General features: G+C 62.6%; 20 protein-coding genes. 10 read left to right on the top strand and 10 right to left on the bottom strand.

From position 1 onward, the window contains the following. Positions 1-12 precede the first annotated feature (12 nt). Positions 13-450 (bottom strand): large conductance mechanosensitive channel protein MscL, encoded by a 438-nt coding sequence (gene mscL / locus U5G49_RS01190; RefSeq protein WP_012755977.1) that lies wholly within the window; start codon positions 448-450, stop codon positions 13-15. 206 nt (positions 451-656) lie between these two features. Between mscL and U5G49_RS01185 the strand changes: the two genes are divergently transcribed. Beyond that, on the top strand, positions 657-4,181 hold the full coding sequence (locus tag U5G49_RS01185; protein ID WP_193446770.1) for a hybrid sensor histidine kinase/response regulator: 3,525 nt from the start codon (positions 657-659) through the stop codon (positions 4,179-4,181). A gap of 9 nt (positions 4,182-4,190) precedes the next feature. Here U5G49_RS01185 and U5G49_RS01180 read toward each other — a convergent pair whose 3' ends face one another. Further along, entirely contained in the window at positions 4,191-4,748 is a 558-nt protein-coding gene (locus tag U5G49_RS01180) for a TetR/AcrR family transcriptional regulator (RefSeq protein ID WP_130750713.1), read from the bottom strand. Positions 4,749-4,885: 137 nt separating this feature from the next. Here U5G49_RS01180 and U5G49_RS01175 point away from each other — a divergent pair, with 137 nt between their 5' ends. Next, positions 4,886-6,088: an MFS transporter gene (locus tag U5G49_RS01175; protein WP_193446769.1), complete on the top strand. Its 1,203-nt coding sequence runs from the start codon at positions 4,886-4,888 to the stop codon at positions 6,086-6,088. Positions 6,089-6,097: 9 nt separating this feature from the next. Here the strand turns inward: U5G49_RS01175 and U5G49_RS01170 are convergent, their stop codons facing one another. Both U5G49_RS01170 and U5G49_RS01165 read right to left on the bottom strand, forming a co-directional pair. After that, positions 6,098-6,541: a YybH family protein gene (locus U5G49_RS01170; RefSeq protein ID WP_193446768.1), complete on the bottom strand. Its 444-nt coding sequence runs from the start codon at positions 6,539-6,541 to the stop codon at positions 6,098-6,100. A 118-nt stretch (positions 6,542-6,659) separates the two neighbouring features. Continuing rightward, complete coding sequence (locus U5G49_RS01165; RefSeq protein ID WP_130750709.1) at positions 6,660-7,064, bottom strand: GFA family protein; 405 nt, start codon at positions 7,062-7,064, stop codon at positions 6,660-6,662. Positions 7,065-7,122: 58 nt separating this feature from the next. On the opposite strand from U5G49_RS01165, the gene U5G49_RS01160 reads away from it, so the two are divergent. Further along, entirely contained in the window at positions 7,123-7,623 is a 501-nt protein-coding gene (locus U5G49_RS01160) for a MarR family winged helix-turn-helix transcriptional regulator (RefSeq protein WP_193446767.1), read from the top strand. Positions 7,624-7,789: 166 nt separating this feature from the next. Here U5G49_RS01160 and U5G49_RS01155 read toward each other — a convergent pair whose 3' ends face one another. The 6 genes from U5G49_RS01155 to U5G49_RS01130 all read right to left on the bottom strand — a co-directional run bounded on the left by U5G49_RS01155 (position 7,790) and on the right by U5G49_RS01130 (position 14,824). Then, positions 7,790-7,999: a cold-shock protein gene (locus U5G49_RS01155; RefSeq protein ID WP_003545273.1), complete on the bottom strand. Its 210-nt coding sequence runs from the start codon at positions 7,997-7,999 to the stop codon at positions 7,790-7,792. Between the two features lie 278 nt (positions 8,000-8,277). Next, complete coding sequence (locus tag U5G49_RS01150; RefSeq protein WP_193446766.1) at positions 8,278-8,841, bottom strand: YdeI/OmpD-associated family protein; 564 nt, start codon at positions 8,839-8,841, stop codon at positions 8,278-8,280. 119 nt (positions 8,842-8,960) lie between these two features. Beyond that, positions 8,961-11,174: a 3-hydroxyacyl-CoA dehydrogenase NAD-binding domain-containing protein gene (locus U5G49_RS01145; RefSeq protein WP_193446765.1), complete on the bottom strand. Its 2,214-nt coding sequence runs from the start codon at positions 11,172-11,174 to the stop codon at positions 8,961-8,963. Positions 11,175-11,190: 16 nt separating this feature from the next. After that, complete coding sequence (locus U5G49_RS01140; RefSeq protein WP_017990215.1) at positions 11,191-11,574, bottom strand: cupin domain-containing protein; 384 nt, start codon at positions 11,572-11,574, stop codon at positions 11,191-11,193. 2 nt (positions 11,575-11,576) lie between these two features. Continuing rightward, positions 11,577-12,785 (bottom strand): acetyl-CoA C-acetyltransferase, encoded by a 1,209-nt coding sequence (locus U5G49_RS01135; RefSeq protein ID WP_193446764.1) that lies wholly within the window; start codon positions 12,783-12,785, stop codon positions 11,577-11,579. A gap of 242 nt (positions 12,786-13,027) precedes the next feature. After that, on the bottom strand, positions 13,028-14,824 hold the full coding sequence (locus tag U5G49_RS01130; RefSeq protein WP_193446763.1) for an acyl-CoA dehydrogenase C-terminal domain-containing protein: 1,797 nt from the start codon (positions 14,822-14,824) through the stop codon (positions 13,028-13,030). Between the two features lie 256 nt (positions 14,825-15,080). Between U5G49_RS01130 and U5G49_RS01125 the strand changes: the two genes are divergently transcribed. From U5G49_RS01125 to U5G49_RS01095, 7 genes are all read left to right on the top strand, one after another. After that, positions 15,081-15,770, top strand: coding sequence for a DNA-3-methyladenine glycosylase I (locus U5G49_RS01125; RefSeq protein ID WP_193446762.1), 690 nt, complete (start codon positions 15,081-15,083; stop codon positions 15,768-15,770). A gap of 73 nt (positions 15,771-15,843) precedes the next feature. Next, positions 15,844-16,545 carry an SDR family NAD(P)-dependent oxidoreductase gene (locus tag U5G49_RS01120; protein ID WP_193446761.1) on the top strand — a complete coding sequence of 234 codons (702 nt, stop codon included), beginning with the start codon at positions 15,844-15,846 and terminating at the stop codon, positions 16,543-16,545. An 83-nt stretch (positions 16,546-16,628) separates the two neighbouring features. After that, on the top strand, positions 16,629-16,994 hold the full coding sequence (locus U5G49_RS01115) for a VOC family protein (protein WP_018447618.1): 366 nt from the start codon (positions 16,629-16,631) through the stop codon (positions 16,992-16,994). 330 nt (positions 16,995-17,324) lie between these two features. Continuing rightward, on the top strand, positions 17,325-21,104 hold the full coding sequence (locus tag U5G49_RS01110) for a peptidoglycan-binding protein (protein WP_193446760.1): 3,780 nt from the start codon (positions 17,325-17,327) through the stop codon (positions 21,102-21,104). A 367-nt stretch (positions 21,105-21,471) separates the two neighbouring features. Further along, complete coding sequence (locus U5G49_RS01105) at positions 21,472-22,395, top strand: sulfite exporter TauE/SafE family protein (protein WP_017966911.1); 924 nt, start codon at positions 21,472-21,474, stop codon at positions 22,393-22,395. Next, entirely contained in the window at positions 22,395-23,195 is an 801-nt protein-coding gene (locus U5G49_RS01100; RefSeq protein ID WP_028731548.1) for a TIGR02186 family protein, read from the top strand. Before U5G49_RS01105 ends, U5G49_RS01100 begins: the two co-directional genes overlap by 1 nt. A gap of 225 nt (positions 23,196-23,420) precedes the next feature. Beyond that, entirely contained in the window at positions 23,421-23,978 is a 558-nt protein-coding gene (locus tag U5G49_RS01095; protein WP_193446759.1) for a dihydrofolate reductase family protein, read from the top strand. Positions 23,979-24,026: the final 48 nt, after the last annotated feature.

The following is a 24,026-nucleotide window of genomic DNA, read 5'->3' as shown; positions in this document are numbered from 1 at the left end:
CTCCAGCCCGGATCAAGCCGTCGGGCGCGTGGCGAGAAGATCGCGGATTTCCGTCAGTAGCTGAACGTCTGCCGGCGGCGCTGGCAGCTCTTCCGGTGCCACCTTTTCCTGGCGCTCGACCTGGGCACGCAGGGTGTTTACGCCCTTGACCATCAGGAAGATGATCCAGGCGAGAATGAGGAAGTTGATGAGCACGGTGAGGAAACTGCCATAGGCAAACACCGCTCCCTGCTCGCGGGCGGCGGCGAGCGACTGTGCGTTGACGGCCGACGACAGTGGGAGAAAGTAATTCGAAAAATCGAAACCGCCGAAAATGGCGCCGACGATCGGCATAATGAGGTCATCCACCAAAGATTTGACGATGCCACCGAAGGCGCCGCCGATGATGACGCCGACCGCAAGATCCATGACATTGCCGCGGGCGATAAAGGCCTTGAACTCATTGAGCATCGGATCCGTCTCCCTTTGATACAATTGTTTTTATTAGCTACATCTTCATTGCAATTAATCAATCGGCAATCGCAATTATTCGGGGATACCCCGTGCGGTCTTTGACTTAAGGCCTAGACCGGCGGGAATTCTCAAAGTGTCTGAAATAACTTAAGCTGACCCACGTTGCGGGAGGTCCCGGCGGGTTTTCCGCCGGCGGAGGGTCAATGCTTCCAGGCTGGGTCATATTCGCGTCTGCCTTCGGCTATCTGCTCCTGCTTTTCGCCGTGGCGAGCTATGGCGACCGCAAGAACCGCAGCCCGGGTGCGCTCGACCGCGGCCGGGGCACGCTGGAAGGCGGATGGCCGGTGGTCTATGCGCTGAGCCTTGCGATCTACTGCACCTCCTGGACCTATTTCGGCAGCGTCGGGCTTGCGGCGCAGCGCGGCCTGGAATTTGCCGGCATCTATATCGGCCCCATCCTGGTCTTCACGCTCGGCATGCCGTTGCTTCGCCGCATCATCGAGCTCGCCAAGGCGGAGAAGCTCACCTCGGTCGCCGATTTTGTCGCCGCGCGCTACGGCAAGAACCCGACGGTTGCCACGATCGTCGCCCTGATCTCGCTGATCGGCGCCATTCCTTATATCGCGCTGCAGCTCAAGGCGATCTCGAGCACGGTCAGCGCCATGGTCAATCCGTCCGATTACGGCATCGGCAGCGGCAATCTCTATTTCCTCGACCTGCCGCTCGTCGCAACGCTGGTGCTTGCCTGCTTCGCCATCATGTTCGGCACGCGGCATACGGATGCGACGGAGCATCAGGATGGGCTGATCCTCGCCGTCTCGATGGAATCCGTCGTCAAGCTCGTCGCCTTCCTGACGGCGGGCGTCTGCGTCATCTGGTTTCTCTTCGATGGCCCGACTGATCTCTGGCGCAAGACCGTCGACAATGAGCTGGTCATGTCGGCGCTCAGCTACCATACGCCGATCAGCCGCTGGATCACCCTGATCATCTTGTCGGCTTTCGCGATCATCCTGCTGCCGCGGCAATTCCACGTGACGGTTGTCGAAAACCGAACCCCGAAACAGCTGAAACTCGCAGGCTTCCTGTTTCCCAGCTATCTCATATCAATCAATCTTTTCGTGCTGCCGGTGGCGATCGGCGGGCTGCTGACCTTCGGCGGCACCGGCAATGCCGATTTCTACATGCTGTCACTGCCGCTTGCCGGCCAGATGCCCGTCATTTCGCTGATCATCTTCATCGGCGGTTTCTCCGCCGCAACGGCAATGGTCATCGTCGATTCCGTCGCGCTGTCGATCATGGTGTCGAACGACATCATCATGCCGATCTTCCTCAGGCGCAAACTCGCCGGCCGCGCCAGCCAGCGCGACGATTTTGCCAAGACGCTGCTCAATATCCGCCGCAGCGCCATTTTCGCCGTGCTGCTGTTCGGCTACGCCTATTACCGTTCGACCGACAGCACCGCAGGCCTTGCCTCGATCGGCCTTCTTTCCTTTGCCGCGATCGCGCAAATCGCCCCAGCGCTGTTCGGCGGGCTGATCTGGCGACGGGCGAACGCGCGCGGCGCGATCCTCGGACTGACCTCCGGCTTCGTCATCTGGGTCTACCTGCTGTTCCTGCCCTCGCTCGGCGGGCCTGATTATTCGTATGTGGCGAGTGCGGTACTCGGCTTCATCTTTCCCGGGACCTCGCTATTCACCGCAGCCGACGCCGATCCGCTGGTCAATGCGACGTCGATGAGCCTGCTCGTCAACACCGCCTTCTTCGTCGTCGGCTCGCTCACCCGCAACGCCAAGCCGCTGGAACGCATTCAGGCCGGCATCTTCGTCAAGCGGCATTCGCGCTCGCAATTTGCCACGCGCGGCTGGAAGACCCGCATCAGCGTCGGCGATCTCAAGGCGGCGATCTCACGCTATCTCGGCGAAGAACGCATGCAGCGCTCGTTCACGACTTACGAACAAGGCTCCGGCCGCAAGCTGGAGGACGAGCAGCCGGCCGACATGGCGCTCATCCATTTCAGCGAACAGCTGCTCGGCAGCGCCATCGGCTCGTCCTCGGCCCGGCTGGTGCTGTCGTTGATCCTGCAGAAGATCGAGGATGCCTCTTCCGACACGGCCTGGCTGCTCGATCAGGCGAGCGAGGCCCTGCAATATAACCAGGACATGCTGCAGACGGCACTATCGCAGATGGACCAGGGCATTGCCGTCTTCGACAGTTCCAACCGGCTGACGATCTGGAACCGGCGCTTCCGGCAATTGCTGGATCTGCCGGAAAGTGCCGGCCAGGTTGGTTTCCCCTTATCCGATATCGTCACCACGCTCAGCCAGCGCGGCGACATCGCGCCCGGCGATCTCAGCCAGACGGTGCGGCATTTCCTGACGCTCGACAAACCCTTTTCACTGGTGCTCGGCGGCGGCGAGCGGATCATCGAGGTGCGCTCCAATGCGATGCCGGACAAGGGCATCGTCGCCACCTTCACCGATATCACCCAGCGCGTCAGCGCCGACCAGGCACTGAAACAGGCGAATGAGACGCTGGAACAGCGCGTCGCCGAACGCACGGCCGAGCTTACCCGGGTCAACCGCGAACTCGGCGAGGCACGCGCCGCCGCCGACGAGGCGAATATCGGCAAGACACGCTTTTTCGCCGCCGCCGGCCACGATATCCTGCAGCCGCTCAATGCCGCCAGGCTCTATTCCTCGGCACTGGTCGAACGCATGGCGCAATCCGAGAACAGCCCGATCGTGCGCAACATCGATTCCGCTTTGGAATCGGTCGAGACCATTCTCGGGGCCGTGCTCGATATCTCCAGGCTCGATACCGGCGCCATGCGGCCGCGGCTCGCCTCCGTCGCGCTCTCCGACCTGCTGGAGCGTATCCAGACCGATTTCGCGCCGATCGCCCGCGAAAAGCAGCTGAAGCTGGTAGTGATGCCGACGTCGCTCAGGGTCCGCTCCGACCCCAATCTTCTGCGCCGGCTGGTGCAGAACCTGGTTTCCAACGCCATCAAATACACGATCTCAGGCAAGGTGCTGGTCGGAGCGCGGCGGCGCGGCAACCAGGTGATCATCCAGGTGATCGATTCAGGCATCGGCATTCCGCCGTCGAAATTCCGCACGGTGTTCAAGGAATTTGCGCGGCTGGACGAAGGCGCGAAGACTGCTTCCGGCCTCGGGCTCGGCCTTTCGATCGTCGACCGCATCGCCCGCGTGCTCAACCATCCGGTCGAGCTGCAGTCGACGCATGGCAAGGGCACGGAATTCCGTATCGCCATGCCGCTCGACGTCTCGCGCCCGGCCGCGGCCACGGCGGCAATCACGCCTGCCGACCGTGCGGGGCAGCCGTTGAGCGGGTTGAAGATCCTCTGCATCGACAATGAGCCGAAGATCCTCGAAGGCATGCGGCTGTTGATCAGCGGCTGGGGCTGCGAGGTGGAGGCGCTGGATTGCCTCGCCGACGTCACCGCCGTCGATGGCCAGGAGGGAGCGCCTGATATCGTCATCGCCGATTATCATCTCGGCGACGGCACCGGCATTGCCGCCATCCTGCATCTGCGCCGGCAGTTCGGCGCCGATATCCCCGCTTTGCTGATCACGGCCGACCGCACGCCGGAGGTGCGCAGCGAGGCCGAGCGATACGGCATCGCCGTTCAGCACAAGCCGGTGCGGCCGGCGGCGCTGCGCGCCTATATCACCCAGATTTCCGGCCTCAAGCGCGCAGCCGCAGAGTAAAAGGCACGCTTAAAGCGCCGCGCCCATGACGCGCGAGACGAGATCGCGCACGCGCGCTGCATCCGGCACATCGCCGAACAGGATGCGGTACATGATCGGCGCCACGACCTGATCCATGACGCGCTCGACATCCGGAAAGGCCTCGCCGCGGGCCCTCGCCCTCTCGGCGATGAGACCGACCTGCTGACGGGTAAATTCAGCGCATTTACAGGCATTTGCGCTCGCTTGCGCCGCCAATACGTCGCGGATCATCTCGCGGCCCGGGCCGGAGGACATTTCCTCGGCATATTGCTCGGCCCAAGCTTCCAGATCGGCCTTGCCGCTGCCGGCATCGATCGGCTGCATATCCGGCCGCAGCCGATCGACGGCGACATCGGCGAGAAGCTGTTGCAGGTCGCCCCAGCGGCGATAGATGGTCGACGGCGTCACCCCCGCCTTGCCGGCGATCAGCGGGATCGTCACCTCAGCGCGGCTCATCTCGGCCAGCAGCTCACGGACTGCCTTGTGCACCGATGCCTGAACCCGGGCGCTTCTGCCGCCCGGACGGAGGTTCTCTTTGACTGTCATGCGTGCAACCCGACTTTCGCCCCTTGACACCGTTGGTTCAAAATCTTTGATAGAACTATTAACGCAAATAATTTGCTTTTATGAGGCGCCAGCTCTACATAAGCTAACGCAACGGCTTAGCTTTAAGGGGCTTATATATGTTCGCCGCAGCCAAATCCACCGAGAATTCGCCACGCCCCTCGATCGGCTTTCATGCGCTGACGCTAGCGACCTTCTTCGGCGCCTCCGCGGCGCCGACGCCGCTCTACCGGATCTATCAGGAAAACTTTTCCGTCTCGCCGGTGCTGATCACGGTGATCTTTGCGGTCTACGCCTTCGCGCTGCTGGCGGCGCTGCTGACCGCCGGTTCGATCTCGGATCATCTCGGCCGCAAGCCGGTGATCTTTTTCGCCCTCGTGCTCGAAATCGTCGCCATGGCGCTCTTCGTTGTCGCCAGCGGTCCCGGCTGGCTGATCGCAGCACGGATCGTGCAGGGGCTGGCAACGGGAATCGCCGGCGCCTCGCTCGGAGCAGCGCTCGTCGATGTCGACCGCGCAAAGGGACAGATCGTCAACTCGATCGCGCCGCTTTCCGGCATGGCGGTGGGTGCGGTCGGCACCAGTGCCTTGATCCAATATGGCCCCTTCCCGATGCATCTGATCTATGCGCTGCTGCTCGTCGCCTTCACGCTGCAGGCGGCGGCCATCTGGCTGATAGGCGAGACCGGCGGCACGCGGCCGGGCGCGCTCGGCTCGCTGATACCGCGGGTCACCGTTCCGCAGCAGGTGAAGCGGCCGCTGTCGCTGGTGACGCCGATCAACATCGCCAACTGGACGCTTGCCGGCTTCTATCTCTCGCTGGTCCCGTCCTTGGTCGCCACCACGACCGGCAGCCGGGCGCCGCTGACCGGCGGGGCCGTCGTCACCGCATTGATGGTAAGCGGGGCGATCGCCGTCTATCTCAGGCGCAGCAAGACGGCATCGGCCAATCTGGCTTTCGGCGTGTCGGCCAAGACGCTCGGCATCCTGACCGTCGTTGCCGGCGGACATCTCGCCAATGTGCCGCTGCTGCTGATCGGCACGATTTTTACCGGCGCCGGTTTCGGCACCAATTTCCTCGGTTCGATCGGCACGATCATGCCGCTCGCCAAACCGGATGAGCGGGCCGGGCTGCTGTCGGCCTTCTACGTCCAGAGCTACCTCGCCTTCAGCCTGCCGGCGATCCTGGCCGGGTTCCTGGCAAAATCGGCCGGCTACGCGCTGACGACCGATATCTATGCGACGGCGATCCTGCTGTTGATGGGCGTCGGGATGATGAGCATTCGCGCCGACCGGCGCAGGGTGGCGGAGAGCGCTGCCTGAGGATGCAGTTCACGGCTTCAGATCAAGCAGCGCCCGGCCGCTGCCATCCATGGCGAAGGGCACCGAGGCGTGCTGGTGGGCAACCAGCCAGCGGCCGTCCTGCTTGACGAGACCGAGGGTCTGGCGGAACCAGAGATCGACCTCGGTGCCATCGGTCTTGGTCCCGGTCATGCGCATGAGGCCGCTCCAGAAAGCGACATCCTCTCCGGCCGTCAGTCTGGCATCGCGCACCTCGCCGCCGATCGGGCCTTCCCAGGTATCGAACCAAGCCTGCAGATCCACCTCGTCCTGGCCGTAATAGACGAGCGGCGGCGCCAGCGAAAATTCGACGGAATCCTCGGCCTCATAGGAAAGCGCGTCGCTGGCGTTCTTCTCACCCAGCGCCTTGGCCCGCATCATCAGCATGGCGATGATCGCCTCTTCCTCGATCCTGGCATTCGCTTCATCTTTCACGGTCGTTCTCCTTCTCCGTTATGGACAGAGGACGAAGGGGAGGAGGACGATCCGACAGGGATGCATTTCCTTTTGCGCAATTCCAGCAAAACTGCTGCGAAGCTTTGCTGGAATTGCTTCAAAGATAACTCGTCACCGCCGGTTCGTTCCACCAGGCATCGTGCCTGCCGTCGGAGTAACGGACAGGCAGTGCTGCCAGTTCCTCAGGGGTGATATCGTCAAGGCAAGCGATGTTGATCGAGACATAGGCGCCACCAATCGCTTCGACATAACCGTCGCCATAGGCTGATACACCGCAGGTGCGGCAGAAGCGGTGATGGCCGCTCCTGGTGTTGAACTGATAGTCGGCCGTTTCCGCCTGGTCGCACATCAGCCGGAAATCCTCCGGCTTGACGTTGGCGCCCCAATAGCGCCGTTTGGCGCAGATCGAGCAATTGCAGCGGCCGGTGCCCTCCTCGAGGTCCATGTCCACCTCGTAGTGCACTTTGCCGCAATGGCAGCTTCCTCTGTAAGTTTTCTTCACGGCGCTCTCCTCCTTCGGCGTTGCCTTCAGTCTCCGGATATGACAATATGTTGTCATTATGGATGAGATACAAAATAGACAACATGTTGTCAAACAAAATCGACCGGAGCGGACGATGGAGGGGGATTCCTTTTCCGCTTTTGCGATCACCGCCCTTCGCCTCGCCGGGCATCTGACGGCGGCGGGCGACCAGTTGGCAAAGCCGGCAGGGCAAACCAGCGCGCGCTGGCAGGTGCTGGCGGCGGCACGACGCGGCGGCATGTCGGTCGCGCAGATCGCCCGCGCGCTCGGCGTCGCCCGCCAGGGCGTGCAGCGGCTTACCGATGTGCTGGAGAATGAAGGACTGATCGCCTATGCCGACAACCCGCAGCACCAGCGCGCCAAGCTGGTGCGGCTGACGGAAGAAGGGGCGGCGCGGCTCGGCGTCATCGAGATCGCGCAAGCCGGATGGGCCGACGGGCTGGGCGGCGCCTTCACGTCAGCCGAACTCGATGCGGCGCGGGCGGTGATGGCCCGAGTCATGGATATGCTGGAGGCGGATGAGGCGTCCCGCGGCTGAATAACTCACCACGGCATGTCTTGGGAAACCGAGCGGATAAGGCACGGCATCCGCCTGCCAGACACAAAAAAAGGCCGGGTTAACCCGACCTTCCCTGCTATCTCAACGAACCGTGCCAGTACATCCGTGGTCACGATCCGGAGATGATATTCAAAGCCTTATAGGCTCAGGCCGCCTGGAGGCGGTCTGCCGACATCTTGCCGGACTTGTTGTCGCGGACGAGCTCGTAAGACAGCTTCTGGCCATCCTTGAGATCGCGCATGCCAGCGCGTTCAACGGCGGAGATGTGGACGAAAACGTCGGCTGCGCCGTCATCCGGCTGAATGAAGCCGAAGCCCTTGGTTGCGTTGAACCACTTTACGGTACCTGTGCTCATGACGATATCCTTTTCGAATCGTTCATAGAAGAATGCAGCTCGAACAAATGCCGAGCGGCGATGAAAACCGATTTTGGAGGAAGTTCGCCAGGAACGACGCGAGGCCGTTTCAAAGTTCATCTAGCAAGATCGATGCGCGGATATGTAATCGGAAATTGTGTCCGTGACAAGGCCGCACCAAGGGAAATCGGTGACGTTTCAGACACCGCGGACAGGTCTTTCCCTGCCGCGTGGCGCGGAAAACCGGGGGCGAGTTTTTTTGCAGAAACTGAAACCGTCTATTCGGCCTGCGCCAACCTGGTGATCGCCTTGCCGAGGCGGGCGACCCGCACTTCCGGGCTCGTTGCCTTCAGGAGTGGCAGGACGATTGCATATTGGCCGGTCTTGTCGAGCCGAGCAAAGGCAGCGCCAGCGGCAGCGTTCTCAGCGAGCGCCGCCGCCAGATCGTCCGGTAGGCCGGCATCGCGTTGTGGAGCGTAGGCGACAGCCCAGCGTCCGTCGGCTTTGGCGGCAGCGACTTCGGCAAGCCCCGCGGGCCGCATGCGCCCGGTTTCCGCGAGTGCTGTGACCCGATCGACATTGAGCTTGGACCACGGACTTTTGGCGCGCCGGGGCGAATAACGCTGCAGGTAGGAGTTCGCGTCAAACCCCTTGCGCTGGCTGTCAATCCAGCCGTAACAGAGCGCCACATCCAGCGCCTCATCGATGCTGATGAGAGTTCTCTTCGGATTTTTCTTACCGATCTTCAGCCAGGCGCCGGTCGATGCTGCGTGATGCACGCAGAGCCAGGATTCCCACTCCAATGGATCGGCGAAGGCGAGGATGTCGGTGGATGGTTGCATAGGCGGTCCGGTCCGGGTGACAGCGAGGCGTGTGTTGCTTGGCGATTACGGATTGCCGTCACCACCTGCCCCATTCAACATTTGAAACCCGGCAAGAGCGGCACAGCTTAAAAGGCGGCCTAAGCCGCCTTCCCTACCTTTGCATAGGGGTCGAACCGACCGTAAAAAGTCTCGCCCTTGGCGGCCATGTCCTTCAGCAGTGGCGTCGGCTTGAAGTGACGTCCGTAAGTACTTGCTAACTTCTCAGCCAGTTCCACGAAAGCCTTCGCGCCCATCCCGTCGATATAGCTCAGCGCTCCGCCGGTATAGGGCGCGAAGCCAAAGCCCAGGATCGAACCGACATCCGCTTCGCGCGGATCGGTGACGATGCCTTCCTCCACGGTGCGGGCGGCTTCCAGCGCGATGGTCACGAGGAAGCGTTGCTTCAGGACGTTGACGTCAACCTCGTCCGCCTGCTTCTGCGGGTAGAAGGTCTTGAGGTCGGGCCAGAGGGACTTCTTCGCCGGTTTCGGTGGATAGTCGTAGAAGCCGTTGGAATTCTTGCGGCCGAAGCGTCCTTCCTTTTCCACCATGCGGGAGATCAGCTCCATATGCCTGGGGTCGATGGCTTTTTCGCCGAGATCGGCGACCGTCGCCTTGAGGATTTTCAGCGAGAGGTCGATGGCGACCTCGTCGTTGAGCGCCAGGGGGCCAACCGGCATGCCGGCCATCTTGGCGGCATTCTCGATCATCACAGGCGGCACGCCCTCGATCAGCATGTCGTAGCTTTCCGACATGTAGCGCAGCACGCAGCGATTGACGAAGAAGCCGCGGGTATCGTTGACGACGATCGGCGTCTTCCTGATGGCTGCAATATAATCGAGAGCGACGGCCAGCGCTTTGTCGCCGGTGTCGCTTCCGAGGATCACCTCGGTCAGCATCATCTTCTCGACAGGCGAGAAGAAGTGGATGCCGATGAAATCGGCCGGACGTTTCGAATTCTTGGCGAGACCTGATATCGGCAGGGTCGAGGTATTGGAGGCGAAGATCGCACCCTCCGGCAGCACGGCTTCGACCGCCTCGATGACCACTTTCTTCACCTCACGATCCTCGAACACCGCCTCGATGACCAGATCGGCATTGGCGAGGTCGGCATAGTCTGCCGAGGGCGTGATGCGGGAGAGCAATGCGGCCGCTTCATCCTGCGTAAGACGCCCCTTACCGACTGAATCCTTGACCAGGCCTTCGGAGACGGTCTTGCCCTTGGTCGCCGCTTCGATGTCGCGGTCGATCAACGTCACGGGAATGCCGGCGGCGGCGGTGACATAAGCAATCGAGGCGCCCATGAAGCCGGCGCCGACAACGCCGACATGTTTCAGCTCGGCCTTGGGGTGACCGGCCGGACGGCGGGCGCCCTTGCCGAGTTCCTGCATGGAGATGAACAGCGAACGGATCATCGAGAAGGCTTCGCGGGTCTGCAGCACCTCGGTGAAATAACGCTGCTCGATCTTCAGACCCGTATCGAACGGCACCTGCAGGCCTTCATAGACGCATTTCAGGATGGCAAGCGCTGCCGGATAATTGCCCGATGTTTCCCTGCGCAGGATCGCAGGCGCTGCCGGCCAGAGCTGGGCGGAAGCCGGCGTCCAGATGCCGCCGCCCGGCGCTTTGAAGCCCTTCTCGTCCCAGGGGGCGACCGGCTTCAGCCCATCCTTGATCATCTGCTTGGCGGCCGGGATCAGTTGATCCGGCTCGACCACCTGATGCACGAGATTCATCGCCTTGGCGCGGGAGCCGGTCAGCGACTGGCCCGTCGTCATCATCTGCAGCGCATCCTGGGCGTTCGCCAGCCGCGGCACACGCTGCGTGCCGCCAGCGCCGGGGAAGATGCCGACCTTCACCTCAGGCAGCGCGATCTTGACGCTCTTGTCATTGGAGGCGACGCGGCCGTGGCAGGCGAGCGACAGTTCGAAGGCGCCGCCCATGCAGGTGCCGTTGATGGCGGACACCCAGGGCTTGCCCGATGTTTCGAGCTTGCGGAACAGGCCACTCATGCGGCCGACCAGACCGAAGAGGTTCTGCACCGCTGTCTCTGGACTCTTTGCCTTCTCCTCCTGATAGGAGCTGAACATCGACTTGATCATCGACAGATCCGCGCCGCCGGAGAAGGAGGATTTGCCGGAGGTGAAGACGACACCCTTGACGGCGGCATCGGCGGTCGTGGCGTCGATGATGGCGTCCAGTTCTGCCATCACCTCCGCGGTGAAGACGTTCATCGATTTACCGGGCATGTCCCAGGTGACGAGAGCGATGCCGTCGGCATCGGTTTCGAGCGTGAAATTGGTGTAGGTCATTGGGTTTCCTCCCCGATCAGGCCGGCAAATGGCTGCGCTGCGCGTCTAAGGTCTTCGTCTTTTCGGTGACGACATCGCCGGTATGCTTGGTCTGCGACGGCTCGAAAAGCACGATCCAGCATTCCTCCTCGGCAACCGGATTATGCTCGACACCTCTCGGCACGACATGGAAATCACCGGCGCTCAGATGCACATGCGGGCGGTCGCGATATTCGATGGTAAGCGACCCCTTCCAGATCAGAAAAAGCTCGTCTTCGTCGCGGTGCGAATGCCAGGTCAGTTGGCCCTGGACCTTGGCGAGCTTGACGCTCTGGCCGTTGAGATCGGCGATGACGCGGGGCGACCAGTGCTCGGTGACCTCGGCATATTCGGTTTCGATCGTGCCGGTGTTGAAGCCCATCGTCAGACCCTTTCGATAACCGTTGCCGTGCCCATGCCGGCGCCGATGCAGAGCGTCACCAGCGCGGTGTTGAGGTCGCGGCGCTCAAGTTCGTCCAGCACCGTGCCGAGGATCATCGCGCCGGTGGCGCCGAGCGGATGGCCCATGGCGATGGCGCCGCCATTGACGTTGATCCTGTTGTGATCGATGTCGAAGGCCTGCATGTAGCGCAGCACCACGGCAGCGAAAGCCTCGTTGAGTTCGAAGAGGTCGATGTCGGCAAGGTTCATGCCTGATCGTTTCAACAGTTTCTCGGTGACGTCGACAGGCCCGGTCAGCATCAGGGCCGGATCCGAGCCGATATTGGCGAAAGCCTTGATGCGGGCGCGCGGCTTTATGCCCATGCTCTCACCGCCGGCTTTGGAGCCGAGCAGGACGACGCTGGCGCCATCGACGATGCCGGAGGAATTGCCGGCATGGTGGACATAGTTGATGCGTTCGATCTCCGGATGGGCCTGGATGCCGACGGCCTCGAAGCCGCCCATCTCGCCGGGCATCTGGAAGGACGGATTGAGGGAGGCGAGCGCCTGCATATCCGTGCCGGGGCGCATGTGTTCGTCCTTTGCCAGGATCGTCAGGCCGTTCTGATCCTTGACCGAGATGACCGACTTGTCGAACCAGCCCTTTTCCCAGGCATGGGCGGCACGCTTCTGGCTTTCGACCGCGTAAGCGTCAACATCGGTTCTGCTGAAGCCGTATTTGGTGGCGATCAGATCGGCCGAGACGCCCTGCGGCATGAAATAGGCCGGGAAATTCACGGAAGGATCCATGAACCAGGCGCCGCCGGACATGCCGAGGCCGACGCGGGACATGCTTTCGACGCCGCCCGCGATGACGATGTCGTCGGCCCCTTGGGCGATCTTGCCCGCACCGAAATTAACGGCATCGAGGCCGGAGGCGCAGAAGCGGGAGATCTGCATGCCGGGCGCCTTCGTGGAGTAACCGGCTTCGAAGGCGGCGGCCTTGGGGATGACGGCGCCGGCATCCATGACCGGATCGACGCAGCCCATGATGATGTCGTCGACCGTTTCCGTATTGAGCCCGTTGCGCTCGCGGATTGCCTCCAGCGTCTTTGCGGCGAGGCGGACGGAGGGCACTTCATGCAGGGCGCCGTCCTTCTTGCCGCGGCCACGCGGCGTGCGCACGTGGTCGTAAATGAAAACCTCGGTCATTGTCTCATCTCCCTGACGGCGCGGCGGCGCCGGTGAATTTCGTTCTTCCCTCTTCTCCCCAGTGGGGGTCCGAAGGACGGGTCGAGACCCGTGGCTCGACCCTGGCAAGGTGGCCTCGAAGAGGTCGGATGAGGGCGCGCTCGCAGCAAACTCGGCCTTTACGGCCGCTCGCTCCTTCGTCGCTCACCCCCTCATCTGTCCTTCGGACATCTTCTCCCCGCTGGGGAGAAGAGAGTACGCTGTCAAAACGCTTCGGCGGCCAGTTCCATCATCGTGTCGGCGCCGGCCTCGATGCGGGCCTTGCGAAGCGCGGTTTCCGGCATCAGGCGTTCCATGAAGAAGCGGGCGGTGATCAGCTTGTTCTTCAAGTAATCCTCGCGGGCGGCATCGCCTGATGCAAGGCCATCTTCGGCGGCTTTCGCCATCTTCGCCCACATATAGCCGAGAATGACGAGGCCGAAGAGGTGCATGTAGTCGGTCGAGCCGGCGCCGGCATTGTCGGGCTTGGCCATGGCGTTCTGCATGAACCACATGGTCGCGCCCTGGACGTCGTTCAAGCCCTTCTTCAGATGCTTGGTGAAGAAGGAGAGCTTTTCATTGCTGCGGTTCTCCTCGCAGAAATCGCCGATCTCCTTGAACAGGGCCATGGCGGCGCGGCCGCCGTTCAGGGCCAGCTTGCGGCCGACGAGATCGAGCGCCTGAATGCCGTTGGCGCCTTCATAAATCATGGCGATGCGGGCATCGCGCACATACTGGCTCATGCCGTGTTCTTCGATATAGCCGTGGCCGCCGAAGACCTGTTGGGCCATGACGGCATGATCGAAGCCCTTGTCGGTCATCACGCCCTTGAGGATCGGGGTGACGAGGCCGAGAATATCGTCGGCCGTCTGGCGCTCCTTCTCGTCGGTGGCGCGGTGGGCGATATCAGATTTGAGCGCGGTCCAGAGCAGGAAGGCGCGGCCGGCCTCGTTGAAGGCGCGGATGGTCATCAGCGTACGGCGAATATCCGGATGGACGATGATCGGATCGGCCTTCTTGTCCGGCGCCTTGGGGCCGGACAGCGAGCGGCCCTGGATGCGATCACGGGCGTAGCTGGCGGCGTTCTGATAGGCGATCTCGGAAATGGCGATACCCTGCAGGCCAACCATCAGGCGAGCCTCGTTCATCATCACAAACATGGCGTTGAGGCCACGGTTTTCGGCGCCGATCAGGAAACCCTTTGCCTCGTCGTAATTCATGACGCAGGTGGCGTTGGCGTGGATGCCCATCTTGTGCTCGATCGCGCCGCAAGAGACAGCGTTGCGGGCGCCCGGCGCGCCGTCGTCGCCGACGAGGAATTTCGGAACGATGAAGAGCGAGATGCCCTTGGTGCCCTCAGGCGCACCCTCGATGCGGGCGAGCACCAGATGGATGACATTGTCGGTCAGGTCATGCTCGCCGGCGGATATGAAGATCTTCTGCCCTGATATTTTGTAGCTGCCGTCAGCCTGCGGCACTGCCTTGGTGCGCAGCATGCCGAGATCGGTGCCGCAATGCGGCTCGGTCAGGTTCATGGTGCCGGACCACGTGCCATCCACCATCTTCGGCAGATAGGTGGCCTTCTGCTCGTCGGAGCCGTGGACGAGCAGCGCGGCGATCGCGCCCTGGGTCAGGCCGGGATACATCATCAGCGACATGTTGGCGGCCGAGGTATATTCGCCGACGGCGGTATGCAGCGTGTAGGGAAGCCCCTGCCCGCCGAATTCCTCCGGCACCGCAAGACCGATCCAGCCGCCGTCGCGATAGGCTTTATAGGCTTCCTTGAAACCCTTCGGCGTCGAGACGCTGGCATCATCGTGGCGCGTGCAGCCTTCCTGATCGCCGGAATAGTTCAGCGGAAAGAGAACTTCCTCGGCAACCCGTCCGGCCTCGCCGAGGATCGCTTCGATCACATCGGGGGTCGCGTCGGCAAAACCGGGCAGATTGTTGTAGCGTTCGAGGCCCAGCACGTCGTTCAGGACGAAGAGCGTATCGTTCACCGGGGCCTTGTAGACTGGCATCTCTCGAATTCCTCCCATTCGGCTGACCGGCTCGCGCCGGCCTTGGGCACTGTCTTACAAAATATTGACGTTTGCGTAAACGTCAAATTCTGCAGTTGTGAAGTCTTTTCTTGAAAAAATTCGAGAGCACGAATCCGCGGGCATTCGGCGCTGGGAGGAGACGCCATCTCATCTTCCTTGTCCACCGCAGAACGGCGTATAAGCTGAGGCGTCTTTCAAGCCGCAATCGCGGCAATGTTTCAGGAGGGCCGCCGGCATGATCAGTTTCGAGGCGATAAGACAGCGTGCCGAGGAGCGAAAAGGCGGCGCGGCAGCACTTCAGGCATTGCTGGAAAATTACCGGTCGGATCATGAGCGGCTGCGCGCCATGCCCGACGATCGTATCCTGGCGGATATGACGCGACGCATCTTCTACAGCGGCTTCGTCCAGAAGGTGATCGATGCTAAATGGCCGGGTTTCGAAGCGGCGTTTTCCGGTTTCGATCCGGCGACGCTGAATATCGCGCCCGACGACTATTGGCACGCCCTGACCTCGGATGAGCGGATCATCCGCAATGGCGCCAAGATCATGTCGGTTCGGGCCAATGCCGCCTTCATCCGGGAACTGGCGAAGGAATACGGCAGCGCCGGCGTCTTCTTCGACGACTGGCCACGGGACGACCAGATCGGGCTTCTCGACCTGTTGAGCAAACGCGGCAACCGGCTCGGCGGCATGACCGGGCAATATTTCCTGCGGGGCATCGGCCGCGACAGTTTCATTGCCACGATCGACGTGCTCGCCTGCCTCAGATCCGCCGGCGTGTCGCTCTCCTCCTCGGGCACGACGAAGAAGGACCAGCAGTCGATCCAGCAGGCCTTCAACGACTGGGCGGGGGAAACCGGCCTTTCCTTCATCCATCTCTCGCGCATCAGCGCCTATTCGATCGATTCGGCGCAATCGCACTGAAATTCCAGTCGAGTGGTGGTGCAAACCGTCCGGGCTTCCTACGTCATCAGGACGATCCATCGAGGAAGATATCATGACCGACTTTCCCTATGAGAGTGCGCTCATCGTCGGCGCCGGCTCCGGCATCAGCGCATCGCTTGCCCAGCAATTGTCGGCGCAGGGCGTCAAAGTCGGGCTCGCCGCCCGCAATATCGAGAAACTGCAAGGGCTCATCGAGGAGACCGGCGCCAGCGCCTTTACAACAGACGTTTCACAGCCGGAGAGCGTCGCGGCGCTGTTCGAAGAGGCTGCTGGCGCGATCGGCGGGCCTGACGTGGTGATCTTCAATGCCAGCGCCCGCCTGCGCGGCCCGCTCGCCGAACTCGATCCCGCCGAGGTGGAAAAGGCGATCGCGACCACCGCTTTCGGCGGTTTCCTGGTGGTGCAGCAGGCGGCGCGGCGGATGATCCCGCGCGGCCGCGGCGCCATCCTGATCACCGGCGCCTCGGCAAGCGTGAAGGGCTTTGCGCAATCGGCCCCCTTCGCCATGGGCAAGTTCGCATTGCGCGGCCTTGCCCAGAGTGCAGCCCGCGAACTCGGGCCGATGGGTATCCACGTCGCGCATTTCGTCATCGACGGCGCCGTGCGCTCGCAGATCCGGCCGGACCGGGCAGATAGCCCGGATGGCACGCTGCTGCCGGAGGCGATCGCCCAGACCTATATCGACGTGCTTCGCCAGCACCGCAGTGCGTGGTCGCTGGAGGTGGAAGTCCGGCCCTGGACGGAGAGCTTCTAAGCCCCTGCTAAAGGCGGAGGCAACTTTCGCGGCGGTTTCAAACAGGCTAGACTTTGCCGTCAACGCTGGCTGGGAGGATACCAATGCCGCGCCTCGACCATGTCACCATCGAGACCCGCGATGCGCCTGGGATGATCGGCTTCCTGGAAGCCGTGCTCGGCGTCAGGGAAGGCTATCGGCCGCCCTTTCCCTCGCCCGGCCATTGGCTCTATCTAGACGACCGCCCGGTCATCCATCTCAGTCTGACATCGCGCAGCACCGATTTTCCACCCGGCATCTTCAACCATGTCGCCTTCAGCCTTTACGAATTCGGGCCGGCGCTGGAACGCATCAAGGCTGGCGGCTATCGCTACGAATATTACGATATTCCCGACACCGATCTCGGCCAGGTCTTCGTCTACGGACCCGAGGGCGTGAAGATCGAGCTGCAATATCCCCGGCCCGCCTGAGCGCGCCGTCGCCATTCGATGTGACGCGTTCGGGGGCAATTGCCGCCAAAAACGGCGTTTGGAACACAAACGTTAAAAAATTCCCATCGACATTAACGGCTTGTTTACCACGTTTCGTGAAAGGTGCGGATTGAGCAGTAGCGATCCGCATTCCTTTTCCCAGTCTCGCGTTCCTAAGAGATGCCGCTACATCGTTCAGCTTGAGGAAAGTCTAATTGACTATCGTCTTATGAATGATGCGCTCCGGTCCGCGTAAAGAGGCGGGCAGCAGACGGAAAAGCCAAGGATCGAGCTCTGACGAGAGGTCGAGCAGTCGAAGCGAGCAAGAAGATGAACGGATCGCGATCAAATCCTTCCCGACAGTCCGACAGGACCTCGCTCGATGCGCTGAACCGCACGATCGAAGGGCTGGAGGCACGCATCGAAGGGCTGATGGGCAGCGGGCGCGAGCAGCGGCCGCGCACGGCAACGGCCGAGCGCGACCCATATGCCGGCTCCCACGCTCCCCGGCCCGCAAAGGCCCCACCAGAGCCGCGGCCGGATCCGCTCGCCGAAATCCGCCAGCGCCAACGCGCACTCGAAGCCGGCCGCGAACGGCCCTACGCACGCGAACAAGCCCCGCAGCATCGTGAACCCACGCCCCCCGCCGCCGCCCCAGTGCCGTCGCCCGCCTTCCGCGCCGGCGACGACACGATGACGGAGATCGCCCAGGCGCTCGTCAACCTGCGGCAGGACCTGAAGCGCGACATTTCCGAGGGCGTCACCCGCGAGATGAACGCGCTGCGCGCCGAGCTGCGCGAAATCAAGACAAATGCCGGAGACGGTCGTTTCGCCGACGACATGCGCGCCGATATGGGCCGCCTTGCCCAGAGCATCACCCAGCTGACCGGCCGCTCCGCCGCGCCGGAGGCCACCGGCCTTCGCGAGGATTTCGAAGAGCTGCGCTCGCTGATGGACGGGCTGGCGCGCGAGGATTCGCTGCGCCACATGGAAAACCGCTGGGACGGTTTCGAAAACCGGCTTGCGGCACTCGATACCGAAGGGCTGCAGGAAGAGCTCGTTTCGCTCGCCTATCGGCTCGACGACATCAAACGCCATATCGGCGGCATGGGCGAAAGCCCGGCCGTTCGGGCGCTGGAAGACAAGCTGATCTCGATCGCCACTGCGATGGAGCATTTCGGCAATATGATCCAGCCGCACGACCGGGTGATGTCCGAACAGTTCGCCGCCATGGATATGCGGCTCGACGAGATCAGCCGGGCGATCGCGGCAAGCGGGCGCACGGCCGCCACCAATGATCCGGGCCTGATGCAGCGGTTGGAAAGCCGGCTTTCGGCGCTGGCCGATCAGATCGACCTGATGAGCCATGACGCAGCCAACCGCGTGAACCCGGCCGACGAGCTGGCGATGCGGCTGGAGGCGCTGACGGGACGCGTCGAGGAGCTGACCAAGGCGGAAGCGACGTCGCGGCTCGACGAACGGCTGGAACATCTCTCCTATCTGTTGGAGCGCACGCAGGAGACGGCGCCGCAGCCCGACCTTACCGGCCCGCTTTCCGATATTTCCCGCAAGATCGACGCGCTTGAGAACGGCGCCGTCAACGATGTGCTGGCGCAGCGGCTCGACCATCTCGCCCGGCGCATCGACGAGATGGCCCATCAGCAGCAGGCGCCGGCGCCCGCCGCTGTGGCCGACGACGGCGCTTTCCGTCGTCTCGAAGGACGGCTGAGCGACATCGCCGCCCGGCTGGAGGAAAGCACATCGGCAGCGCCGACCGATCCGCGCGCACTGAAGAACCTCGAAGACCAGATCGCCAATCTTTCGGCACTGATGAGCGCGCCGCGCGAGAGCGCCGTAATACCCCCCGAACTCGACCAGCGCATGGGCGCGATCGAAGACTATATGGCGACGAGCGATGAATATATCATCGAGGCGGCACGCCAGGCGGCAGAGGCCGTGGTCGAAGCCTATTCGCGCCATGGCGGTCCGCAGGGTGTCATGCCCGCCGCCGACATGTCGGCGCTGACGGCGCTGGCTGAGGATCTTCGCCACCTCGAGGATATCAGCCGCGACAGCGAGGAACGCACCCACAAGACTTTCACGGCGTTGCACGAGACGCTGGTGCATATTGCCGATCGCCTCGACGGCATGGAAGATCGCGGCCGGCCGGTCGCCCAGATGCCGGTCGCCGACGTCGATTTCGATGTCGATCCCTATGCGCTGATGGTGGCCGAAGCGGAGATGGCCCGGACGCCGGCCGCTGCCCCGACAGCGAAGGCTTCTCCTGTTATCCGCACGGCCGAGGTCGCAGCCGAACCTGCCGCCCCGGCGCAAGCCACCGCCATGAGCGGAACGAGCGCGATCGCCATCGAAGCCGCGACCAGGACGACGGAAGCTGCGACAGCGGCCCGGGCACAGGTCCCGGCGAAGGCCAGCCTGCTCGCCAGCCTCGGCAAGCGGCTGCTGCCCGGCAAGAAAGCCGAGAGCCGGGCGAGCGAACGTCCGATGATCGACCCCGCGCCGTCGATCGATCCCACCGACGTGGTGCCGACGGATGCGTCGAACGAATTGCTCGAGCCGGGCTCGGGCGCACCTGACGTGAAGAAGATCCTTGAGCGGGTTCGCGCCAGCCAGAGTGCGGCACGCGGCAAACCTGCCGGCGAAACCGATCGCGCCGATTACATCGCTGCTGCGCGCCGTGCGGCGCAGGCGGCCGCGATGGAGGTGGATGCCAATCCGAAGCAGCCAGCCGGCAAGGCCGAGAAGAAAGGCGCGACCGCCGACAAGGCCGGCAAGGCTTCTGACAAGACGGGTAAAACCAGCGCCTTTTCGCGCTACCGGCGGCCGATCCTGCTGGCGGTCGGCGCCGTGCTGCTCGCCATCATGGCCTTTCCGCTTGCCCGAACGCTGACGAGCGGCGAGCGCGCGCCGCAGCCGCCGGCGGAAGTCTCGGCACTGACCGGTGCTGCGGAAAACCCGGTGGCGGCCTTGCCTGAAGCGACACCTGCCCAGCCGGATGCCGCAGCTCTCGGAACGACCACTCCGGCAACGGAAGCTGTTCCGCCCGCCGCCGAACAGGCGCAGCCGGAAGCAATCCCACCGGCCGGTGGCGACCATCTGACCGATATGACGCCGCTTGACGGCGAAGGGGCTGCGACCCTTGCCCCTCCCGGTCCGTCCGGCGCGGCACAGGAAACATCGGGCTTCGTTCCCGCACCCGCACCGCAGGCCGCCATCACCATTCCCGACACCGTCCAGCCGAAATCGCTTGCCGATGCGGCGAGTGGCGGCGATGCGCTGGCGCTGTTCGAAATCGGTGCGCGTTATTCCGACGGCCGCAACGGCATGACGGTCGATCAGAAGCAGGCGGCGAACTGGTACCAGCTTGCGGCCGACAAGGGCTTTGCGCCTGCGGAATACCGGCTCGGCAGCATGTACGAGAAAGGCAACGGCGTCGAACGCGACATCGCCAAGGCAAAGGGCTTCTACGAGCAGGCGGCCAACCAGGGCAATGCCAACGCCATGCACAATCTCGCCGTCCTCTACGCCTCCGGCGCGCTGGGCCAGCAGGATTATGCAACGGCCGCTTCGTGGTTCACCAAGGCTGCGAACCTCGGCATCACCGACAGCCAGTTCAACCTGGCGATCCTCTGCGCTAGGGGCAACGGGGTTCCGGCGGATCTCGAAGAGTCCTACAAATGGTTTGCGATCGCCGCCAAGGCCGGCGACAAGGATGCGGCGCAGAAGCGCGACGAAGTGGCCAAAGCCATGAAGCCCGACCAGCTCGAACGGGCGCGCGCCAAGGCCGATCTCTGGAAGCCGGAGCCGGTCGACCACCGCACGAACGCCATCGACATCCCCGACGAATGGGCAGGCACCGGTGCGAAGACGGCGACCGTCGACATGAAGAAGGCAGTCCGCAACATCCAGGCGATCCTCAACAATAACGGCTTCGACGCCGGAGTGCCGGATGGGGAAATGGGTGCGAAGACCGTGACCGCGATCAAAAACTTCCAGAAGTCCGTCGGGCAGGAGCCGGACGGCAAGGTGACCGACGCGACCGTGAAGGCGCTGCTCGAACACAACAAACAGGGCAGCAAGGCGATCTAAACGGGCCTGGCGGCATTAGAGCGCCGCGCGTCTTTTCAGACGCGCAATTGACGCTGTAACCCGCTGAATTACTGCTTCATTTATCCTTCAATCGGATTCGATTTAAGGATAAATTATGCGGTAGGCCGCAGGCTTTTTCCAATTTTGCCGTCGCCTGTCACAAAACCTGAAAAAAGCCGGATTATGCCCGGACATATCGATCCGCGCATCCGGCGAATCCTCTGCCACCGATCTCTCCGCCAATCTCTATGGCTAATCACGGGGCCGATCGAAAGCCTCTGGCAACGATTTCACAGTATGGTGCGCATTCGAACGGGGACGTGACAAGAAACCGCCCGGCAGGAGCGGTCATCATTCGGGGTCGGCTGTGACAATCTATCTGCCCATCGCAGAATTGTCGGTGAACATTTTCATCATTCTCGGCATGGGGGCGGCCGTCGGATTCCTGTCTGGAATGTTCGGCGTCGGCGGCGGCTTTCTCATCACCCCGCTGTTGATCTTCTACAACATCCCGCCCGTCGTCGCGGTCGCGACCGGCGCCAACCAGGTGGTGGCGTCGTCGATATCGGGCGCGATCACGCATTTCCGGCGCGGCTCGCTCGACGTCAAGCTCGGCACGGTGCTGCTGGTCGGCGGTCTTACGGGGGCGACGGTCGGCATCTGGATCTTCTCGCTGCTGCGCGCCATCGGCCAGCTCGATCTGATCATTTCGCTGATGTATGTCGTCTTCCTCGGCACCGTCGGCGGACTGATGCTGCTCGAAAGCATCAATGCCATGCGGCGAGCAGCGCGCAACGAACCGCCCGCACCGCGCAAGCCTGGCCACCAGCACTGGGTGCACAAGCTGCCGCTGAAGGTGCGTTTCAAGAAATCGAAGATCTATCTCAGCGTCATTCCAATCGTCGCACTCGGCTTTGCGATCGGCATCCTCACCTCGATCATGGGTGTGGGCGGCGGCTTCATCATGGTGCCGGCGATGATCTACCTGCTGCGCATCCCGACCAATGTCGTCGTCGGCACCTCGCTGTTCCAGATCATCTTCGTGACCGCCTATACGACGATCGTGCAGGCGGCGACGAACTTCTCCGTCGACATCGTGCTTGCCTTCATCCTGATGGTGGCCGGTGTCATCGGCGCGCAATACGGCGTGCGGGTCGGCCAGAAGCTGCGCGGCGAGCAGCTGCGCGCCCTGCTCGGCCTACTGGTGCTTGCCGTCGGCCTGCGTCTTGCAATCGCGCTGGTGGTGGCGCCGGCCGACGTCTATTCGGTGGTGATGGGAGCGGGCAACTGATGCGCCTGGCTGTTTTCGTCATCGCGTTGCTTTGCCTGCTGCCGGCCTCTGCCGGAGCCCAGTGGCTGCCGGGGCAGGCATCGGAGGCGGTCCGTGAAGGGTTGGAAATCGGCACGTCGACCAGCGAAATCGCCATCACCTCGGATTTCCACGGCGCGGATCTGACCATCTTCGGGGCGCTCTCGAATACCGACCAGTTGCTGCTGGCCGTCGGCCAATATGACGTGGTCGTGGTGCTGGAAGGCCCGCGCGAGGATGCGACGGTGCGCAAGAAGGAACGCGTCTTCGGCATCTGGGTGAACACCCGCTCGATGACCTTCGAAGCGGTGCCGCATTCCTATTCGATGTCGAGTTCGCGCATGATCGACGACATCGTGACGCCGCTTGACCTGATCGATCAGGGGATCGGCATCGACCACATTCCGCTGACGCCGGTCGGCTTCGTCGGCGACGGCAGCAATCTCGGCGAGTTCCGCGAGGCCTTCCGGCGACTGCAGCAGGGCGGCGGGCTCTATGACCGCAATCCGAGCGGCGTGCGGTTCGTTTCCTCGAACCTCTTCAAGGCGAGCCTGCGCCTGCCGGCAAACATTCCGAACGGGGTGCACAGCGTGCGCGCCTATCTGTTCAAGAGCGGCATTTTCGTGACCGAGAAATCGCTGCCGCTGCGGGTCATCAAGACCGGCATCGAGCAGACGATCACCGATGCGGCGCATGATCAGCCGATCCTCTACGGCTGTGCGGCGGTGCTGCTCGCCGTGATCACCGGCTGGGGTGCCAGCCTGATCTTCCGTAAGGACTGATCCGCCGCAAGGCGCTCAAGCGGATTTCTTCCTGAAAATAGGCTCGGCAAGACAACCGGGCACGAAGAGCCTGCCCGGCGGCAGCTGCTTGCCCGGATGTTTTGGCGGCAGTTCATCCATGCCTCCAAAAACCGCTTGCATTTCGCTATCAGTCGATCTAGTTTTCAACCAGTTGCTATTCGCAATCGGTTTTATCTCGGTTGGCAATTCAGAAGGAGGATGGAAATGAGAAAGCTTGTTGTCTGGAACCTGATGACGCTCGATGGTTATTTCGAAGGCACGAAGCCGTGGGATATCGACTTCCACAATCTCGCCTGGGGACCTGAATTGCAGCGCTATGCCGAACAGTTCGGGAGGGAAGGCGATCTGCTGGTATTCGGCCGCAAGACCTATGAGGGCATGGCCTCCTACTGGCCGACTGCCGAGGGCGAAGGTGAGATCAAAGCCTATATGAACGGCATCGCCAAGATCGCCGTGTCGCGGACGATGACCGAGCCCGGCTGGAACAATGCCCGTGTCGTCAACGATCCGATCCCCGAACTGACGGGGCTGAAGCAGGAGGACGGCAGGACGATCTTCATCTTCGGCAGCGCCGAGCTTGCCGACAGCCTGCTGAAAGCGGGGCTTATCGACGAAATCAGGGTTTGCCTGGTGCCTGTCATTCTCGGCGGCGGCAATCCGCTTTTCAAACAGGCAGAGGGCCAGGTGCCGCTGAAGCTCATCGAATCCTCGACGACGGAGGGCGGCGCGGTGATCCTGCGCTACGAGCCCGTCAAGGCTTAGCGGCGCTCACCCATTGAGATTTTGACACGATGCCGTCCCGATGGTCAG

Source organism: Rhizobium indigoferae (assembly GCF_034554815.1).
GTDB classification, from domain to species: domain Bacteria; phylum Pseudomonadota; class Alphaproteobacteria; order Rhizobiales; family Rhizobiaceae; genus Rhizobium; species Rhizobium leguminosarum.
Note: the sequence above shows the minus strand (reverse complement) of the source record. Positions and strands in the feature narration are given on the sequence as shown.

Bases quoted from the DNA above. Each gene is read 5' to 3' on its own strand.
- mscL (WP_012755977.1), bottom strand. From the start codon at position 450: ATGCTCAATGAGTTCAAGGCCTTTATCGCCCGCGGCAATGTCATGGAT.
- U5G49_RS01185 (WP_193446770.1), top strand. From the start codon at position 657: ATGCTTCCAGGCTGGGTCATATTCGCGTCTGCCTTCGGCTATCTGCTC.
- U5G49_RS01180 (WP_130750713.1), bottom strand. From the start codon at position 4,748: ATGACAGTCAAAGAGAACCTCCGTCCGGGCGGCAGAAGCGCCCGGGTT.
- U5G49_RS01175 (WP_193446769.1), top strand. From the start codon at position 4,886: ATGTTCGCCGCAGCCAAATCCACCGAGAATTCGCCACGCCCCTCGATC.
- U5G49_RS01160 (WP_193446767.1), top strand. From the start codon at position 7,123: ATGGATGAGATACAAAATAGACAACATGTTGTCAAACAAAATCGACCG.
- U5G49_RS01155 (WP_003545273.1), bottom strand. From the start codon at position 7,999: ATGAGCACAGGTACCGTAAAGTGGTTCAACGCAACCAAGGGCTTCGGC.
- U5G49_RS01150 (WP_193446766.1), bottom strand. From the start codon at position 8,841: ATGCAACCATCCACCGACATCCTCGCCTTCGCCGATCCATTGGAGTGG.
- U5G49_RS01145 (WP_193446765.1), bottom strand. From the start codon at position 11,174: ATGACCTACACCAATTTCACGCTCGAAACCGATGCCGACGGCATCGCT.
- U5G49_RS01140 (WP_017990215.1), bottom strand. From the start codon at position 11,574: ATGGGCTTCAACACCGGCACGATCGAAACCGAATATGCCGAGGTCACC.
- U5G49_RS01135 (WP_193446764.1), bottom strand. From the start codon at position 12,785: ATGACCGAGGTTTTCATTTACGACCACGTGCGCACGCCGCGTGGCCGC.
- U5G49_RS01130 (WP_193446763.1), bottom strand. From the start codon at position 14,824: ATGCCAGTCTACAAGGCCCCGGTGAACGATACGCTCTTCGTCCTGAAC.
- U5G49_RS01125 (WP_193446762.1), top strand. From the start codon at position 15,081: ATGATCAGTTTCGAGGCGATAAGACAGCGTGCCGAGGAGCGAAAAGGC.
- U5G49_RS01120 (WP_193446761.1), top strand. From the start codon at position 15,844: ATGACCGACTTTCCCTATGAGAGTGCGCTCATCGTCGGCGCCGGCTCC.
- U5G49_RS01115 (WP_018447618.1), top strand. From the start codon at position 16,629: ATGCCGCGCCTCGACCATGTCACCATCGAGACCCGCGATGCGCCTGGG.
- U5G49_RS01110 (WP_193446760.1), top strand. From the start codon at position 17,325: ATGAACGGATCGCGATCAAATCCTTCCCGACAGTCCGACAGGACCTCG.
- U5G49_RS01100 (WP_028731548.1), top strand. From the start codon at position 22,395: ATGCGCCTGGCTGTTTTCGTCATCGCGTTGCTTTGCCTGCTGCCGGCC.
- U5G49_RS01095 (WP_193446759.1), top strand. From the start codon at position 23,421: ATGAGAAAGCTTGTTGTCTGGAACCTGATGACGCTCGATGGTTATTTC.